Annotated in this window: 14 protein-coding genes; 9 read left to right on the top strand and 5 right to left on the bottom strand. The window is 65.4% G+C overall.

What is annotated here, in order from left to right; all coding sequences use genetic code 11:
- Positions 1 to 139 precede the first annotated feature (139 nt).
- A complete protein-coding gene (fdx, locus tag L0U80_RS06110) occupies positions 140 to 481 on the top strand; it encodes an ISC system 2Fe-2S type ferredoxin (RefSeq protein WP_233863084.1) in 342 nt (113 codons plus the stop codon).
- A 22-nt stretch (positions 482 to 503) separates the two neighbouring features.
- Complete coding sequence (iscX, locus tag L0U80_RS06115; RefSeq protein WP_233863085.1) at positions 504 to 701, top strand: Fe-S cluster assembly protein IscX; 198 nt, start codon at positions 504 to 506, stop codon at positions 699 to 701.
- 91 nt (positions 702 to 792) lie between these two features.
- Here iscX and L0U80_RS06120 read toward each other — a convergent pair whose 3' ends face one another.
- The 5 genes from L0U80_RS06120 to L0U80_RS06140 form a co-directional block, all read right to left on the bottom strand.
- Positions 793 to 1,551 (bottom strand): glycine zipper 2TM domain-containing protein, encoded by a 759-nt coding sequence (locus L0U80_RS06120; RefSeq protein ID WP_233863086.1) that lies wholly within the window; start codon positions 1,549 to 1,551, stop codon positions 793 to 795.
- Between the two features lie 281 nt (positions 1,552 to 1,832).
- A complete protein-coding gene (gene lysS / locus L0U80_RS06125) occupies positions 1,833 to 3,368 on the bottom strand; it encodes a lysine--tRNA ligase (RefSeq protein ID WP_233863087.1) in 1,536 nt (511 codons plus the stop codon).
- A 210-nt stretch (positions 3,369 to 3,578) separates the two neighbouring features.
- A protein-coding gene (gene prfB / locus L0U80_RS06130) for a peptide chain release factor 2 (RefSeq protein ID WP_233863088.1) occupies positions 3,579 to 4,683 on the bottom strand; the annotation gives its coding sequence in 2 pieces (ribosomal slippage) (positions 3,579 to 4,601 and positions 4,603 to 4,683; 1,104 coding nt in all).
- A 97-nt stretch (positions 4,684 to 4,780) separates the two neighbouring features.
- Positions 4,781 to 6,487, bottom strand: a complete 1,707-nt coding sequence (gene recJ / locus L0U80_RS06135; protein WP_233863089.1) for a single-stranded-DNA-specific exonuclease RecJ — start codon at positions 6,485 to 6,487, stop codon at positions 4,781 to 4,783.
- A 21-nt stretch (positions 6,488 to 6,508) separates the two neighbouring features.
- A complete protein-coding gene (locus L0U80_RS06140; RefSeq protein WP_233865715.1) occupies positions 6,509 to 7,657 on the bottom strand; it encodes a regulator in 1,149 nt (382 codons plus the stop codon).
- Positions 7,658 to 8,019: 362 nt separating this feature from the next.
- Between L0U80_RS06140 and L0U80_RS06145 the strand changes: the two genes are divergently transcribed.
- From L0U80_RS06145 to kdsA, 7 genes are all read left to right on the top strand, one after another.
- Complete coding sequence (locus tag L0U80_RS06145) at positions 8,020 to 9,273, top strand: lipoprotein-releasing ABC transporter permease subunit (RefSeq protein WP_233863090.1); 1,254 nt, start codon at positions 8,020 to 8,022, stop codon at positions 9,271 to 9,273.
- Positions 9,266 to 9,997 (top strand): lipoprotein-releasing ABC transporter ATP-binding protein LolD, encoded by a 732-nt coding sequence (gene lolD, locus L0U80_RS06150; protein ID WP_233863091.1) that lies wholly within the window; start codon positions 9,266 to 9,268, stop codon positions 9,995 to 9,997. Before L0U80_RS06145 ends, lolD begins: the two co-directional genes overlap by 8 nt.
- A 7-nt stretch (positions 9,998 to 10,004) precedes the next feature.
- A complete protein-coding gene (locus L0U80_RS06155) occupies positions 10,005 to 10,793 on the top strand; it encodes a TatD family hydrolase (RefSeq protein ID WP_233863092.1) in 789 nt (262 codons plus the stop codon).
- An 84-nt stretch (positions 10,794 to 10,877) separates the two neighbouring features.
- The gene (locus L0U80_RS06160; RefSeq protein WP_233863093.1) at positions 10,878 to 13,511 is read left to right on the top strand and encodes a DNA internalization-related competence protein ComEC/Rec2; all 2,634 of its coding nucleotides are present in this window, start codon (positions 10,878 to 10,880) and stop codon (positions 13,509 to 13,511) included.
- A 46-nt stretch (positions 13,512 to 13,557) separates the two neighbouring features.
- A complete protein-coding gene (locus L0U80_RS06165; RefSeq protein WP_233863094.1) occupies positions 13,558 to 14,358 on the top strand; it encodes an alpha/beta fold hydrolase in 801 nt (266 codons plus the stop codon).
- Positions 14,359 to 14,643: 285 nt separating this feature from the next.
- On the top strand, positions 14,644 to 16,305 hold the full coding sequence (gene pyrG, locus L0U80_RS06170; protein ID WP_233863095.1) for a CTP synthase: 1,662 nt from the start codon (positions 14,644 to 14,646) through the stop codon (positions 16,303 to 16,305).
- Positions 16,302 to 17,156 (top strand): 3-deoxy-8-phosphooctulonate synthase, encoded by an 855-nt coding sequence (gene kdsA / locus L0U80_RS06175; RefSeq protein WP_233863096.1) that lies wholly within the window; start codon positions 16,302 to 16,304, stop codon positions 17,154 to 17,156. The genes pyrG and kdsA overlap by 4 nt, the downstream gene beginning before the upstream one ends.
- Positions 17,157 to 17,158: the final 2 nt, after the last annotated feature.

Consider the following 17,158-nt stretch of genomic DNA (forward strand, 5'->3'; position numbering starts at 1 on the left):
CGGAAGTTTTCGCCCGCCGTGGCGTGTGCGTGGTTTCCCGATTCAGGAAAGCGCGCAGCGAAAGTAGAATGGGCGCAGGCCTCCGTCTGGGACGGAGGCACGGCGCCCGGTAAGAACGTTATTGGTTACGGAATTCTCAATGACTCAAATCGTGGTGCTGCCCCATGTCGAACTGTGCCCGGAGGGCGCGGTGATCGAAGCAAAGCCGGGCGAGAGTGTGTGCGACGCGCTGCTGGAACATGGCATCGAGATCGAACATGCATGCGAAAAGTCGTGTGCCTGCACGACCTGTCACGTGATCGTGCGGGAAGGCTTCAACGAACTCGAGCCGTCCGAGGAAGGCGAGGACGACCTGCTCGACAAGGCGTGGGGTCTGGAGCCGACTTCGCGCCTGTCGTGTCAGGCGATCGTGCCGGAAGAGGGCGACCTGGTGATCGAGATTCCGCGTTACTCGATCAACCACGCGAAGGAAAACCACTAAGCGAAAAGAGGAGCGTGCCGATATGAAATGGACCGATGTGCAGGACATCGCGATAGCGTTGACGGATACCCATCCGGAAGTCGATCCGCAGTACGTGCGCTTCACCGATCTGCATCGCTGGATCACGGAACTGGAAGGCTTCGACGACAACCCCGAGCACTCGAACGAGAAGATCCTGGAGGCGATCCAGGCCGCGTGGATCGAGGACGCGAGTTATTGAGTCTCCGGTCAGGCTTCAGGCTGTAAAAAAGGCGATTTGCCCGTTGGGCAAATCGCCTTTTTCATTGCGGCGGATTCTGCTCGCTTCGCGCTCAGGCGGCGACCAGCGCACCGTTCTCGACACGTACGCGCTGGCCTTGCTGGAAGGGCGGCGCCTGGTGGTAGGTGAAGTGGCGCGTCTTGCCGTCTTCCATGCGCACGCGCACCGAATAGTCCGTCGTGCTCCGGAGGTGCTTTTCGAGCGCGTTGCCGCCGACGCCACCACCGAGCGCGCCAAGCAGCGTCATCGCGACACGGCCGCCACCGGCACCGAACTGATTGCCGACCAGGCCGCCTGCGACGGCACCGCCCACTGCGCCGATACCGGTGCCATGGCCTTCGTGCTTGACTGCGGAAATCGATACGACTGTACCGCACGCGGCGCACGCGGCACCGGCTTGCGGCGATTCCTGGCCTGCCTGGCCTGCTTGGTCATACTGGCCCTGCTGCGCATACTGCTGCGGCTGCTGGCCGTACTGAGGCGGTGGCGCACCGGTCCCGGCGGCTTGCTGCTGCGCGCGCGGGTTGGTTGGCGCTTTGTTTGGCGCCATTTGCACGCTGTGGACCGATGGCGCCGGTTGCGTCGAATCGATGGTCGGTTGCGTCGAATCGATGACTGACGGTGGTGCCATCTCGGTCGTCTGGCCAGTCTGCGTCTGGTCGTTCTGCGACGAGGAACTGAACGCCGTTGGGAGGACGCCGGTAATGGCGGCGGTGGCCCCAAGGCTAGCGACGATGACTGCAGCAGCAGCGGTGGCGATCAGCGGATGGAGCCGACGCCGTGGTGCGATGTTCGGATCGGTCTGGTTCATGACAGGCTCCGTCTTTGGAGGCGTGGATTTTTATAAGACAGAGTGTGAGGGAGATCGATAACCGCGGAGTTTCAATTTGTAACCCACTCCATACGCCCAAATAGTGCGCGATCTCGCTGGATTCTGAAGCGGCGCATATACGCTCGTTCTGATCGTTGATGCGCGGCGCGGGGCAGGGGACGGATCGCAGAGGCTTTTACCGACGGTTACAAACAATCGGGGCGCAGGCGGCGTGAACCGCGTGCGCCCCGATGGCGTGATTGCAGACCCGAATGTGTCGCTTAGTCTTCGCGGCGCAGGTGCGGGAAGAGGATGACGTCGCGGATGCTCGGGCTATCGGTCAGCAGCATCACCAGACGGTCGATGCCGATGCCACAGCCGCCCGTCGGAGGCATGCCGTACTCGAGCGCGCGGATGTAGTCGGCGTCGTAGAACATCGCTTCTTCGTCGCCGGCGTCTTTCTGCTCGACCTGCTTCTTGAAGCGCGCGGCCTGGTCTTCCGGATCGTTCAGCTCCGAGAAGCCATTCGCGATCTCGCGGCCCGTGATGAAGAGTTCGAAGCGCTCGGTGATGCCCGGCTGCGTGTCCGAGGCGCGCGCGAGCGGCGACACTTCCACGGGGTAATCGATGATGTAGGTCGGTTCCCACAGTTGCGACTCGGCGGTCTCTTCGAACAGCGCGAGTTGCAGCGAACCGACACCGGCGTTCAGGAACGCGGGCTGGTTTGCATCGACGCCGAACTTCTTCAGTTCGGTGCGCAGGAAGGCGGCGTCGGCGAGTTGCGCGTCCGTGTACTGCGGCGCGTACTTCTGGATCGCCTGCGTGATCGTCAGGCGGTGGAACGGCTTCGACAGATCGAGTTCGCGGCCCTGGTAGGTCACGACGGCGCTGCCGAGCGCGTCGATTGCGGCCTGGCGGATCAGCGCTTCGGTGAAGTCCATGAGCCACGTGTAGTCCGTGTACGCGGCGTAGAACTCCATCATCGTGAATTCCGGATTGTGACGCGGCGACACGCCCTCGTTACGGAAATTCCGGTTGATCTCGAACACGCGCTCGAAGCCGCCGACGACCAGACGCTTCAGATACAGCTCAGGCGCGATGCGCATGAACATCTGCATGTCGAGCGCGTTGTGATGCGTGACGAACGGCTTGGCTGCCGCGCCGCCCGGGATCGGGTGGAGCATCGGCGTTTCGACTTCCATGAAGTTGGCGTCGGCCATGAAGCGGCGCACCGACGAGATCGCCTTCGTGCGCGCAACGAAAGTCTTGCGCGATTCGGGCGTGACGATCAGGTCGACGTAGCGCTGGCGATAACGCATTTCCTGGTCGGCGAGGCCGTGGAACTTGTCCGGCAGCGGACGCAGCGCCTTCGAGAGCAGGCGCAGTTCCGTGCAGCGAACCGACAACTCGCCCTTGTTCGTGCGGAACAGCACGCCGCGCGCAGCGACGATGTCACCGAGATCCCACTTTTTAAACGCGTCGTAGACGGCTTCGCCGACATCGGCGGGCGTGATGAAAAACTGGATCTGGCCCGAGCCGTCACGCACCGTCGCGAAGCTGGCCTTGCCCATCACGCGCTTGAGCATCATCCGGCCGGCGATCGAGACTTCCAGCGCCTGGGCCTCGAGCGCGTCTTTGTCGGTATCGGCGTAGTCGCGCTGCAGGTCGGCAGCCTGGTGGGTCGGGCGGAAGTCGTTCGGATAGGCGACACCGGCCTCGCGCAGCGCGCGCAGCTTTTCACGGCGCTCGGCGATGATCTGGTTGTCGTCCAGTTCGGGCGCGGGGCTTGCCGCAGTCGGCTGGGTCGGTTCGGTCATGATGGCTTGGGTTCGGTGATTCGGATTCTCTGGTCCACGGGGCGCGCCATGCTTCACGGCGCGCGACCGGCGGAAATGCTTTCGGGACTCTAGCGCGTTTTATCGCGCGCCGTGGTTTTCGCGCTGCGCTGCAGCGACCGCGGCGCGCTTGTCGCCTGGCGCCGCAGCGGGCAGAAGCTACGCGGGACAGAAGCGCCCGCGCGGCGCGGCTTAAACGCCCTGTTTCAGGCTCGCGCTGATGAAATCGTCGAGATCGCCGTCGAGCACGGCCTTCGTGTTGCTGATTTCGACGTTGGTGCGCAGGTCCTTGATACGGCTGTTGTCGAGCACATAGGAGCGGATCTGGTGGCCCCAGCCCACGTCCGACTTGCCCGCTTCGAGCTTGTCCTGTTCCGACTGGCGCTTGCGCATTTCGGCTTCGTAGAGACGCGATTTCAGCATCGCCATGGCTTCGGCGCGGTTGCGGTGCTGCGAGCGGTCGTTCTGGCACTGCACGACGATGCCCGACGGCATGTGCGTGATACGCACGGCGGAGTCGGTCTTGTTGATGTGCTGGCCGCCCGCGCCCGAAGCGCGGTACGTGTCGATGCGCAGATCGGCCGGATTGACTTCGATCTCGAACGAGTCGTCGATTTCCGGATACACGAACACCGACGAGAACGACGTATGGCGACCGCCCGACGAGTCGAACGGCGACTTGCGCACGAGGCGGTGAATGCCGGTTTCGGTGCGCAGGAAGCCGTAGGCGTATTCGCCTTCGACCTTGATCGTCGCGCTCTTGATGCCGGCGACGTCGCCCTCGGACTCTTCGAGCACTTCCGTCTTGAAGCCCTTGCGCTCGCAGTAGCGTACGTACTGGCGCAGCAGCATCGACGCCCAGTCGCACGCTTCGGTGCCGCCGGCGCCGGCCTGGATATCGATGAATGCGTTGTTGGGGTCGGCCGGGTTCGAGAACATGCGGCGGAATTCGACGTCTGCGACGCGCGTCTCGATTGCAGCGGCGTCGGCTTCGCAGGCGACGAGCGTGTCTTCGTCACCTTCTTCGCGCGCCATCTCGAAGAGATCCTGCGTGTCGCGCACGTCGTTTTCGATGCCGCCGAGTACGTTGACGACGCCCTCAAGCAGCTTCTTTTCCTTGCCGAGCGACTGGGCGTGCTTCGAGTCGTTCCAGACGTTGGGGTCTTCGAGTTCGCGGTTGACTTCGATCAGTCGCGTGGACTTGGCATCGTAGTCAAAGATACCCCCGTAGCTCGCCCGCGCGCGTGCGCAGGTCCGCCAAAGAGGCTTCGATCGCGTTAAGACGTTCCGCTTCCATTTGTTTCGTGATCCGGGGCGTAAAACATTGAATTATAGCCGATTAGCCCCTGATCAAGGGTGCGGCGGGCGCCGGGCGTGCCGTGTTTTCAGCGGCGTCAGTCGGCCGCGTGCTCCACGACGAGCTGCACGCGCGAGACGCCGTTCCACGTGTCGCGCACGAGTCGATAGGCGAGCGTCGTGCGTTGCGGCAGCGTTTCGGTGCGATTGAACCAGATCGCGTTGAAGCGCTGGCGGCCGCGCAGCAACTGCAGCTTCAGGTGCTTGTCCTTCACGAGCGCCTGTGACGCGACCTCGAATTCACCTGCGAATACGGGCGCCGGGAAGCCTTGGCCCCAGACCGCGGCATCGAGCATCTCGACGAAATCCGGCGTGAAGTAAGCCTCTTCGAGATCGCCGTCGGTTTCGACGGTGCGCGCGAGCGCTTCCGCCGAAAGCCACTCGCGGCCCACGCGCTCGAAGGCCGAGGCAAAGCGCGGCACGTCGGCGGCGGCGATCGTGAGGCCCGCCGCCATCGCATGGCCGCCGAACTTGAGGATGATGCCCGGCTCACGCTTGCTGATGAGATCCAGCGCGTCGCGCATGTGGAAACCAGGGATCGAGCGGCCCGAGCCTTTCACGAGTTCACCGTCGTCATCGGCGGGGGCGAACGTGAACGACGGGCGATTGAACTTCTCCTTGAGCCGTCCCGCGACAATCCCGATCACGCCCTGATGCCAGCCCGGATTGAACAGCGTGATCGTGGCGTTGCCTTCGGGATCGACGTCGGCGAGATCGGCGAGTGCCTGCTGCTGCATGCCGGCCTCAATTTCACGGCGCTCGCGGTTCATCGCGTCGAGCTGCTGCGCGAGTGCCCACGCGCGGCCGACGTCGTCGGTGGTCAGGCACTCGATGCCGAGCGACATGTCCGAGAGCCGTCCCGCTGCGTTCAGGCGCGGTCCGAGCGCAAAGCCGAGGTCGAAGCCCGACGCGCTCTTTGCGTCGCGTCCCGCCGCGCGAAAGAGCGCGGCGATGCCCGGCTGCATGCGGCCGTTGCGGATGCGCTGGAGCCCTTGCGCGACGAGCACGCGGTTGTTGCAGTCGAGGCGTACGACGTCGGCGACCGTGCCGAGCGCCACGAGATCGAGCAGGCCGTCGAGGCGCGGCTCGGGGCGCGCGTCGGTGAACGCGTTGCGACGGCGCAGTTCCGCGCGCAGTGCGAGCAGCACGTAGAACATCACGCCCACACCCGCGATGTGCTTGCTTTCGAACGTGCAGCCCGGCTGGTTCGGATTCACGATCGCGCGCGCAGCGGGCAGCGTATCGCCGGGGAGGTGGTGATCGGTGACAAGCACGTCGATGCCGAGCGCGTTGGCCGCTTCCACGCCCTCGACGCTCGCGATGCCGTTATCGACGGTGATCAGCAAGTCGGGTTTGCCGCCAGGACGCTGCGCCGCGAGCGCGACGATTTCCGGCGTGAGGCCGTAGCCGTACTCGAAGCGGTTCGGCACGAGGTAGTCGATCTGCGCGCCGAGCATGCGCAGCCCGCGCACGGCCACCGCGCAGGCGGTCGCGCCGTCGCAGTCGTAGTCCGCGACGACCAGCATGCGACGGTTCGCGGCGAGGGCGTCGGCGAGGAGTGTGACGGCGGCTTCGAGGCCCTTCATGCCGGCGGGCGGCAGGAGGCGCGCGAGGCCAGTCTCGATTTCGTCGGGCTGGCACACGCCGCGCGACGCATAGAGACGCGCCAGGACCGGATGCAGGCCGTGGCGGATGAGCACTTCGGCGTCGGCGGGAGAGCAGGCGCGGGTGACGATTCGGGTCATGCGGGGCGGCTTTTCGTTGAATTATTCGATGAACAGCGACGCAAACACGCGACGCCGCCAGAATTTGCGCAGGTCGCCGCGCGTAATCGTGAGATCGACCGAGCCGGTGTCGCCGCACAGGGTGAGGTCGAGCGCGCCGAGTTCGCCCGCCGCAAGCGCCGCGAGGGCGGGCGCGAACCAGTCGCGCTCCATGGCGGCGAACGCGGCGTTCCAGCGGTGCCAGTCCTGCTGGATGAACGGGGCCGAAAACGGGTCGAGCTCGATGAGTGTCGTGCCGGTGTGCGGCCCGCTCTGCTGTGCCGGGAGCGCGCCGGTGCTACTTGCGGCTGTGTAGGCGGCGAACGTGGACGGGGCGCTGCCCACATCGACACCCGCCGCGAGCGCGAGGCCGAGCGTGGCGGCCGCATCCGAGCGCACGCGCGAAAACGGGCTCTTTACCGGACGCAGCTTGCCCTGCGCGTGAAGCCAGATCGAATTGACGGCGGGCAGGCCGTGCGCTTCGCGAGCCTCGTTGACTGGGTGCTCGAACCAGGCCATCTGCACTTCGTTCTGCAGTTTCATCCACGCACGCGAACGCTGGCCGGAGCCTGCTTCGTGCGGCAGCCAGATCTCGATGCTGCGGCCGCTCGCGCGCAGCGGCGATGCGCCCGAGAGCGTGCCGAAGCTGTCGCTCGAGAGGTACCAGCGATGCGGCGTCGGCGCGGTGACCTGTACGCCCAGCTCTTCGATCAGCGGCTTCGCGACGGTATAGAGCGTGGCGGCGTCGGTGTCGGCGAGATCGAGCGATGCCGGGTCGATCAGCACAAGGTGGTCGTGCGCGATGCGCACATGCACCGGCTGGACGCATGCCCAGGTGGCGTCGCCGGGCGAGCCGCCGTCGGCGAGCAGCATGTACGGGGCGAGCGGGGCTTCGTCGTCGGCGGTGGACGTTTTCGCCGGGCCGCCTGCATTCGTGGCGGTGGCCCCGAACTGCCTGGCCACCCAGCGCTCGTGCGGCAGCGTGCGCTGGAAATCCTCGCCGATGACGGTCTCCCCGGCGCTCGCGCGGGCGACGAGCTTGTCGAGTGCCGGGGTGTCGAGGCCCGCGAGGGCGGTTGAGGCCGCTGCGGCAGAAGGTAGCGCGAAGGGAACGAGGAGATGGAGTCGGTCGGCGGGCATGATGGGGCGAATTGTACTTCGCCACCTCGACTGCCGGGCGCGTCGCGCGGCCTCTGGTGCGACGTGCTGCTCGTCGCCGTGCGCTTGCTGCCATAGGAATCAGGCACTTGTGCGCGAAACTGCGCTCGAAGGAAGATGGTGCAGGCCGTGCTGGCGGTGCCCCGTTGCCGTTCATGTCGATCGCGGTCGGGGTGCAAAGGGTATTTCGCTCCGCCAATGTGGCAAACTTCGCGCTTGATCGCCGCCGCGAAAGGGGCCCGGACCCCGGGTCAGAGCCCTGCGACCCGTACCCATCCGGACCTGGATGCGTCGTGCGGGCGAGCGACGATCCGTGACGCCGGCGGCGCACAATGAAGACGCAGATAAGGATTCGCTTGAAACTTCCCTATGAATGGCAGATAGGCTGGCGCTACACCCGCGCCGGCAAGCGCACGACAGGCAACGGGTTCATCTCGTTCATCGCGCTCGTTTCGATGTCGGGTATCGCCCTCGGCGTCGCGGCGCTCATCGTCGTGCTTTCGGTGATGAACGGCTTTCAGCGCGACGTGCGCGACCGCATGCTGTCGGTGCTCGCGCACATCGAAGTTTTTTCGCCGACGGGCTCGATGCCCGACTGGCAACTCACCGCGAAGGAAGCGAGGACCAACCCCTCGGTGATCGGCGCGGCGCCTTACGTTGATGCCCAGGCGCTCCTCACGCGCGGCGACAGCGTGAGCGGTGTCGCGCTGCGCGGCATCGAGCCGTCCGAAGAGCCGCAGGTCTCCGACATCGGCAAGGAAATGAAGGCGGGCAGCCTGAACGACCTCGCGCCGGGCGGCTTCGGCATCGTGCTCGGCGCCGATCTCGCGGGGAGCCTCGGCGTGCAGATGGGCGACAAGGTCACGCTCGTCGCCCCTGAAGGCACGATCACGCCGGCCGGCATGCTGCCGCGCCTGAAGCAGTTCACGGTAGTCGGCGTGTTCGAGTCGGGGCACTACGAGTACGACAGCACGCTCGCGCTAGTGCACATCCGCGATGCCGAAGTCCTCTACCGCCTGCAGGCGCCGACCGGCGTGCGCCTGCGCGTCAAGGACATGCAGCGCGCGCCCGAGGTTGCGCGCCAGCTCGTGCACACGCTTTCGGGCGACCTCTATATCCGCGACTGGACGCAGCAGAACAAAACGTGGTTCTCGGCCGTGCAGATCGAAAAGCGCATGATGTTCATCATTCTCACGCTTATCATCGCGGTCGCGGCGTTCAATCTCGTTTCGTCGCTCGTGATGACCGTCACCAACAAGCAAGCCGACATCGCCATCCTGCGCACGCTCGGCGCGCAGCCTTCGTCGATCATGAAGATCTTCGTCGTGCAGGGCGTGACGATCGGCTTCGCTGGCACCGCGATCGGCGTGGCGCTTGGCTGCCTGATCGCGTGGAGCATTCCGTGGCTCGTGCCGATGATCGAGCACCTGCTCGGCGTGCAGTTCCTTCCGCCGTCCGTCTATTTCATCAGTGAGCTGCCTTCGGAACTCGTCGCCTCCGACGTGATCCGCATCGGCTTGATTGCGTTCGTGCTGTCCGCGCTTGCGACGCTCTATCCGAGCTGGCGCGCGGCCAAGGTTCGTCCTGCGGAGGCACTGCGCTATGAATGACCGTCAATCGATGCTCGCCGCCGCGGGTGACTATCCGTGGGTGATCGAAGCCGTCGGCATCTCGAAGACATTCGCCCAGGGCGGTCTCGAAGTGCCGGTACTCAAGCACACCGAACTCAAGGTCCGGCGCGGCGAAAAGCTCGCGGTCGTGGGCGCGTCAGGCTCCGGCAAGAGCACGCTGCTGCATGTGCTGGGCGGACTCGACGAGCCGGGCACGGGCAAGGTTTCGGTGCTCGGCAAGCCGTTCACCGAACTCTCCGAGCGTGAGCGCAATGATTTGCGCAATCGCGCGCTCGGCTTCGTTTATCAGTTCCATCATCTGCTGCCCGAATTCACGGCGCTGGACAACGTGGCGATGCCGCTGCGCATCCGTCGCATGACGCAGGACGATGCGCGCCGCGAGGCGCTGGAAATGCTGGACCGCGTGGGCCTTGCGCATCGCGCGAAGCATCGTCCGGGACAGCTGTCGGGCGGCGAACGGCAGCGCGTGGCGATCGCGCGCGCGCTCGTGACGAAGCCCGCGTGCGTACTCGCCGACGAGCCGACCGGCAACCTCGACGGCAGCACCGCCGATACGGTGTTCAACCTGATGCTGGAACTCTCCGACACGTTCGACACGAGTTTCGTGATCGTGACGCACGATCCGGACCTGGCTGCGCGGTGCGATCGCATTGTGCGGCTGCGCGACGGCGTACTGCACGAGGAGCCGGTTGTGCCGGTGTGAGCCCGCCATGTGGATCGACACGCATTGCCATCTCGACGCCGCCGAATTCGACGCGGACCGCGACGCGGTAATCGAGGCCGCGCGTGCGGCGGGCGTGTCGCGCATCGTGATTCCGGCGGTCGCGCGCGAGAACTTTGCGACGGTTCGTGCGCTGGCGCATCGCGTGGAGGGTGCGGTGTACGCACTTGGCATCCATCCGCTCTATACGCCCCACGCGCGTGACGAAGATCTCGACGCGCTGCGCCGGGAGATAGAGTCGAGTCTCGACGATCCGCGTTTCGTGGGCGTTGGCGAGATCGGCCTCGACTATTTCGTGCCGTGCCTCGACGACGCCCGGCAGCAACACTTCTACGATGCCCAACTGAAGCTCGCGCGCGAATTCGACCTGCCTGCGATCTGCCACGTGCGCAAGTCGCAGGACCAGGTGCTGAAGGGACTGCGTCGTAATGGCGTGCATCGCGGCATCGCGCACGCGTTCAACGGCAGCTTCCAGCAGGCGCAAGCCTTCATCGATCACGGGATGCATCTGGGCTTCGGCGGCAACGTTACGTTCGAACGCGCGCTGCAAATCCGGCGACTCGCACAGCAACTGCCGCTTGAAGCGATCGTCATGGAAACCGACGCGCCCGACATCTCGCCCGCCTGGCTTTATCGCGAGCGCAATACGCCGGACCAGGTGCCGCGCATCGGCGCGGTGCTCGCAGGCTTGCGCGGACTGACGCCCGACGAACTCGCCCTTGGCACAACGGCTAACGTTGCGGCTGCGCTGCCGCGGCTCGCACTTTCGTCCGCATAATCGATTCGATGGCGGCGTGCGGCGCTTAGGTGCTGCACGGCTTGCGTTCGTGCAGTTCGCACCGCCTCGATTCGAGGAGTTCGGATGCGGGCAGTGTGGGGCGGATTTGCACTCGGCGTGTGGTGGCTTCAGCAGCAGGCGGCTTTGCCGGGGTGGGGCGGCTGGATTTCGCTCGTCATTGCGGCGGTAGCGGCGGGCGCGTGGAGTGTGTGGGCGCTGGCGGGTGAGTCGGTCGCTGAGTGCGATCAGCGTAGCGGTGACGATGAGCGCGCTCGTCCAGCTCCGGCAGCCGCGAGCAGGCCGTGGTCAACCCAGCGGTCAACCCGATACCTCGTTCGCTTCATACGCCCGAGCGGCTGGCTGGCGATCTGCGTTGCCGCGGCGTGCGCTGGATTTGGCTACGCGAGTTACCGCGCACAACTGCGCCTCGCCGATGCATTGCCTGCCCCCTGGCAGACACGCGATATCGAAGTCACGGGTTATGTGGCCGGGTTGCCGTCCCGGTCCGAAACCGGCGCGCGCTTTCCCTTCACTGTGGAATCATGGGGTGCGCCTGCTGGGGCGGCTCGTCTTCCGCACACGATCCAGCTCACGTGGGTTGCACGCGACACACCGCTTCCTACGCTCGTGCCCGGCGCACGCTGGCGTTTTGCGGTGCGCCTGAAACGACCGCACGGCGAGCGCAATTTCGGCCTGCGCGATGCAGAAGCGGCGATGCTTGCGCACGGCGTCCGCGCGACCGGTTACGTGAGCGATTTGCAGCGCGCGCAGCGCCTGGCCGACGACGCGGGCGGCATCGGTATTCGTATCGAACGATGGCGTGCGGCGGTGCGTGCACGCATCGATACCGTGCTCGCCGATGCGCCACATCGCGGCATAGTCGTGGCGCTCGCGACTGGCGCGCAGGACGCCGTGAGCGATGCCGACTGGCGGCTGATGCGCAACACCGGCACATCCCATCTGGTAGCGATTTCCGGCCTGCATTTCGCATTCGTCGCCGGGCTCGGTGGCTGGGCGGCGGGGGCGCTGTGGCGGCGCGCACGCTGGCGCGGCATGAACGCGTCGTTGATCGTGCCCGCCCAGAAAATCGCCGTGGCGGGCGCGTTGTGTGCCGCCGGCGTTCACGCCGCGCTCGCGGGCTTTAACGTGCCGGTCCAGCGTGCGCTGTGGATGCTCGCGGTGGCGGCGGTCGCGGTTCTGAGCGGGCGCAATGTGGCGCGATCGCAGGTGCTTGCATGGGCGCTCGGGCTTGTGCTGATCCGCGATCCGTGGGCGGTGACGGCGGCGGGATTCTGGCTTTCGTTCGGCGCAGTCGCGGCGATACTCTTCGCCGCTGCAGGCGTGCCGCGCGTGCGGCGCGAGAGAAGCGAGGGTCACGTGCCCGATAACGTCGATCCGATGAGCGACGCGGCCCCCGTGGTCTCACGTGCCGACAAAACGCGACGCCTGCTCGCGCAAACAGGCAATGCCGCACGCGGAATGGCAGACCGGCTGACGGACGCCGCGCGAGTGCAATGGGCGGTGACGATTGCACTCGCGCCGCTCACGGCTTACTGGTTTGCGCAGATACCGCTGATTGGACCGTTCGCGAATGCATTGGCGATTCCCTTCGTCAGTGCGCTCGTGACGCCCACGGTGCTCGCAAGCGTCGCGATTCCTGCGCCGCTCGACGCCTTTGCGTTGCAAGCGGCTCACGCGATGCTCGATCTGCTGGCTGCTGTCCTCGGCTGGTTTGATGGCGTGTCGTGGGCCGTGTTGCGCCTGCCGCAACCCAATGCATGGGCGCTGGCGTGTGCAGCTTTGGGCGTGGCGTGGTGTCTCGCGCCGCGCGGCTGGCCGCTGCGCTGGATCGCGCCGTTCATGTGGCTACCGCTCCTGTTTCCGGCACCCACGGGGCCACCCGCCGGGGCGTTCCGGGTCACCGCGCTGGACGTCGGGCAGGGCACTTCGGTGCTGGTGGAAACCGCGCGCCATACGCTGCTGTTCGACGCGGGAACGGGGCCGGAATCGACGCACGCGGGCGAGCGGATCGTCGTGCCGTATCTGCAGGCGCACGGCGTCCAGCGCCTCGACATGTTCATGGTGAGCCACGACGACTCCGATCACTCCGGTGGCGCGCCGGCCGTGCTCGATCAGATCGCGGTGAAGCAGTTCGCGGCGGGTATCCAGCCGAATCATCCGCTCTGGGCGAGCGCGAGCCGAAGTGGCGCACAGGCGATCCAGTGCGCGGCCGGTCAGCGCTGGCACTGGGACGGAATCGACTTCGAGGTGCTTTGGCCCGACGCGGGTCCTCTCGCGGGCAAGCCGAACGCGCGCTGCTGCGTGCTGCGCGTTTCAACGACGGGGCAGGGCGATACCACGGCGGCGCTCCTCGCGGCCGATATCGAAGCTGCCACCGAACGCACACTCCTCGTGCGCGCAGCCGATCGCCTGCGCGCTCAGGTGCTGGTGGTGCCCCATCACGGCAGCCGCACGTCGTCTACCGAGCCGTTCCTCGACTCTGTCTGGCCGCTCGTCGCGATTTTTCAGGTAGGCTACCTGAACCGTTTTCACCACCCGCATCCCGGCGTGTACACGCGCTACGCGGCGCGACACATCGTTCTCACTCGCAGCGACTCGGATGGGGCCGTGCGTGTCGAGGCCCAGACCGGCGCTCTCGCGGTCGAACGCTATGTCGACACGCAGCGTCGATACTGGATGGACGTACCGGACGATTGACGCGGCGGTGGCCACCTACTTACAAAACAACGGAGACAACTGGCCTTTGAAGAACGTCATCCACTTTTCGCACGCTAACGGCTTTCCTGCCTCGACGTATCGAACGCTCTTCGCCGAACTCGGCGACAACTACGAGCTGCGCCACATCGAGCGCGTCGGCCATGACGCGCGTTTTCCGGTCACGCGCGACTGGCCGCATCTCGTCGATGAGCTGATCGAGGACATCGAGCGCAGCTACGAGCAGCCCGTGTGGCTCGTCGGCCATTCGCTCGGCGGCTATCTTTCGCTGATGGCGGCGCTCAGGAGGCCGCAGTGGGTGCGCGGGGTGGTGATGCTCGATTCGCCTGTGATCGCGGGATGGCGCAGCGGCATGTTGCGCGTGTCGCAGTGGACGGGCCTCGACGAGCGTCTTTCGCCCGCCGCGGCCACGCGCAATCGTCGCACCACGTGGGCCAACCGCGACGAGGCATGGCGGCACTTTCATTCGAAGCCCGCATTTGCGCGCTGGGACGAGCGCGTCCTGTCCGACTATGTCGACTTCGGCATTCCTCAGACGTCGGCCGACGGCGCACGCACGCTGGCGTTCGACCGGCGCGTCGAATATTTGATCTACCGCACACTGCCGCACACGCTTGGCGCGCGTCTCGCGCACGGCTCGCCCGTGCCGGTTGGCTTCATCGCTGGCACGCATTCGAAGGAGGTGCGCCAGGTCGGGCTTGCGGCAACGCAACGCATCGCGGGCGATCGCTTCGAATGGATCGAGGGTTCGCACCTTTACCCGATGGAGCGCCCGATCGAAACGGCGCGTGCCGTGCAGCGCCTCATCTACTCGATGGACAAAGTCTGACGCGGCGCGACGAGCGCGTGGCTGTTGACGCAGACGGCTGAGCCTTCGCTGGCGGGGTCCCCGATCGCGACTCGGTTGTGCCTGAGTCGTGCCGTCGTCGTTCCTCTACGCGCAGCATGAACCGCCCACCGGCCAAAGCCGTACCTCGCTCGCGAACGCTCGTGCGCGGGTCCCGCCATGAACGCACCACGATCGCGTGGTGATCGTGCCATACCGGGCTCGCGCAAAAAGCAGGGTTAGCCCTTCCTTTACGGTATAATCCGTTTTTCCCGCGAGCATCCAGCGATGACCAAATATGTTTTCGTCACCGGCGGCGTAGTTTCATCCCTTGGCAAGGGCATTGCCGCCGCCTCCCTCGCCGCGATCCTCGAATCGCGCGGTCTGAAAGTCACCCTCCTCAAGCTCGATCCCTACATCAACGTCGACCCCGGCACGATGAGCCCGTTTCAGCACGGCGAAGTGTTCGTAACGGAAGACGGAGCGGAAACCGACCTCGACCTCGGCCACTATGAGCGCTTCATCAGCACGAAGATGCGCAAGGCCAACAACTTCACCACGGGCCAGATCTACGAATCGGTGATCCGCAAGGAACGCCGCGGCGACTATCTGGGCAAGACCGTGCAGGTCATTCCGCACATCACGAACGAGATCCAGGCATTCGTCGAACGCGGCGCGGCATCCGCGACGTGCGGCGAGCCTGATGTTGCGATCGTCGAGATCGGCGGCACGGTCGGCGATATCGAATCGCTGCCGTTCCTCGAGGCCGCGCGCCAGATGAGCCTGCGCCTCGGCCGCAATAGCTGCTGCTTCGTGCACCTCACGCTCGTGCCGTTCATCGCGACGGCCGGCGAGCTGAAGACCAAGCCCACCCAGCACAGCGTGCAGAAGCTGCGCGAAATCGGTATCTATCCGAACGTGCTGCTGTGCCGCGCCGACCGTCCGATTCCGGACGACGAGCGCTCGAAGATCTCGATGTTCTCCAACGTGCCTGAAGACGCCGTTATTTCGGTGTGGGACGCGGACAGCATCTACAAGATTCCGCAGATGCTGCACGATCAGGGCCTCGATTCGATCGTTTGCGACGAGCTGAAGATTTCCGCGAAGCCCGCCAATCTCTCGGTGTGGTCGGAAATGGTCGAGAAGCTCGAGAATCCGAAGCATGAAGTCACGATCGGCATGGTCGGCAAGTACGTCGATCTGACCGAGTCGTACAAGTCGCTCATCGAAGCGCTGCGTCACGCGTCCATCAAGACGTCGACGAAGGTGAATATCGAGTACATCGACTCCGAGCAGATCGACGAAGAAGGTGTGGCGAGCCTGCAGCATCTCGACGCGGTCCTCGTGCCGGGTGGTTTCGGCCGTCGCGGCACCGAAGGCAAGATCAAGGCGATCCAGTACGCCCGCGAAGCGAAGGTGCCGTACCTCGGCATCTGCCTCGGCATGCAGCTCGCCGTGATCGAGTTCGCGCGCGACGTGGTGGGTCTCAAGCACGCGAACAGCACGGAGTTCAACCCGGACACGCCGGACCGCGTGGTCGCGCTCATCACGGAATGGGCCGATCGCGAAGGCAAGGTCGAGAAGCGCACCGAAGACTCGGACCTCGGCGGCACGATGCGCCTCGGCTCGCAGCGTTGCCCGATCAAGCCCGGCACGCTTGCATCGGAAATCTACGGCAAGGATGTGAACGAGCGCCACCGTCACCGCTATGAAGTGAACAACGGCTACGTGCCGAAGCTCGAAGCGGGCGGTCTCATCATCAGCGCCCGTACCCCGACCGAAGATCTGCCGGAAATGATGGAGCTGCCGCGCGAGATGCACCCGTGGTTCGTCGGCGTTCAGTTCCACCCGGAATTCACGTCCACGCCGCGTGATGGCCATCCTCTCTTCAAATCGTTTGTCGAAGCGGCGCTCGCCCATCAGCAGTCGTGCGCCGAGGAGAAAGCATGAATCTGTGCGGTTTCGAGATTGGCCTCGACAAGCCGTTCTTCCTGATCGCCGGTACCTGCGTCGTCGAATCGGAGCAGATGACGATCGACACGGCCGGCCGCCTGAAGGAAATCACCGCGAAGCTCGGCATTCCGTTCATCTACAAGTCCTCGTACGACAAGGCCAATCGCTCGAGCGGCAAGTCGTTTCGCGGCCTCGGGATGGACGAGGGCCTGCGCATCCTCTCCGAAGTGAAGCGTCAGCTCGGTCTGCCCGTGCTGACCGACGTGCACTCGGAAGAGGAAATCGGGCCCGTGGCTTCGGTCGTGGACGTGCTGCAGACGCCTGCGTTCCTGTGCCGTCAGACCGACTTCATCCACGCCTGCGCGCGCTCGGGCAAGCCGGTCAACATCAAGAAGGGCCAGTTCCTCGCGCCGCACGACATGAAGAACGTGATCGACAAGGCGCGCGACGCGGCGCGTGAAGCGGGTCTCTCCGAAGACCGCTTCATGGCGTGCGAACGTGGCGTCTCGTTCGGCTACAACAACCTCGTGTCGGACATGCGCTCGCTCGCGATCATGCGCGAGACGCGCGCGCCGGTCGTGATGGACGTGACCCACTCGGTACAGCTTCCGGGCGGGCAGGGCACGAGTTCCGGCGGCCAGCGCGAGTTCGTGCCGGTGCTCGCACGTGCGGCCGTTGCGACGGGCGTCGCAGGTCTCTTCATGGAGACGCACCCGAATCCCGCCGAAGCGAAATCCGACGGTCCGAACGCCGTGCCGCTGAACCGTATGGCCGACCTCCTCGAAACGCTCGTGACGCTCGACCAGGCGGTCAAGCGCACGCCGTTCCTCGAAAGCGACTTCAACTGATC

The organism is Paraburkholderia adhaesiva (genome assembly GCF_021390575.1).
Taxonomy (GTDB): Bacteria; Pseudomonadota; Gammaproteobacteria; order Burkholderiales; family Burkholderiaceae; genus Paraburkholderia; species Paraburkholderia adhaesiva.

Excerpts from the sequence above, each read along its gene's own strand:
- fdx (WP_233863084.1), top strand. The coding sequence starts at position 140 with ATGACTCAAATCGTGGTGCTGCCCCATGTCGAACTGTGCCCGGAGGGC.
- iscX (WP_233863085.1), top strand. The coding sequence starts at position 504 with ATGAAATGGACCGATGTGCAGGACATCGCGATAGCGTTGACGGATACC.
- L0U80_RS06120 (WP_233863086.1), bottom strand. The coding sequence starts at position 1,551 with ATGAACCAGACCGATCCGAACATCGCACCACGGCGTCGGCTCCATCCG.
- lysS (WP_233863087.1), bottom strand. The coding sequence starts at position 3,368 with ATGACCGAACCGACCCAGCCGACTGCGGCAAGCCCCGCGCCCGAACTG.
- recJ (WP_233863089.1), bottom strand. The coding sequence starts at position 6,487 with ATGACCCGAATCGTCACCCGCGCCTGCTCTCCCGCCGACGCCGAAGTG.
- lolD (WP_233863091.1), top strand. The coding sequence starts at position 9,266 with ATGAATGACCGTCAATCGATGCTCGCCGCCGCGGGTGACTATCCGTGG.
- L0U80_RS06155 (WP_233863092.1), top strand. The coding sequence starts at position 10,005 with ATGTGGATCGACACGCATTGCCATCTCGACGCCGCCGAATTCGACGCG.
- L0U80_RS06160 (WP_233863093.1), top strand. The coding sequence starts at position 10,878 with ATGCGGGCAGTGTGGGGCGGATTTGCACTCGGCGTGTGGTGGCTTCAG.
- pyrG (WP_233863095.1), top strand. The coding sequence starts at position 14,644 with ATGACCAAATATGTTTTCGTCACCGGCGGCGTAGTTTCATCCCTTGGC.
- kdsA (WP_233863096.1), top strand. The coding sequence starts at position 16,302 with ATGAATCTGTGCGGTTTCGAGATTGGCCTCGACAAGCCGTTCTTCCTG.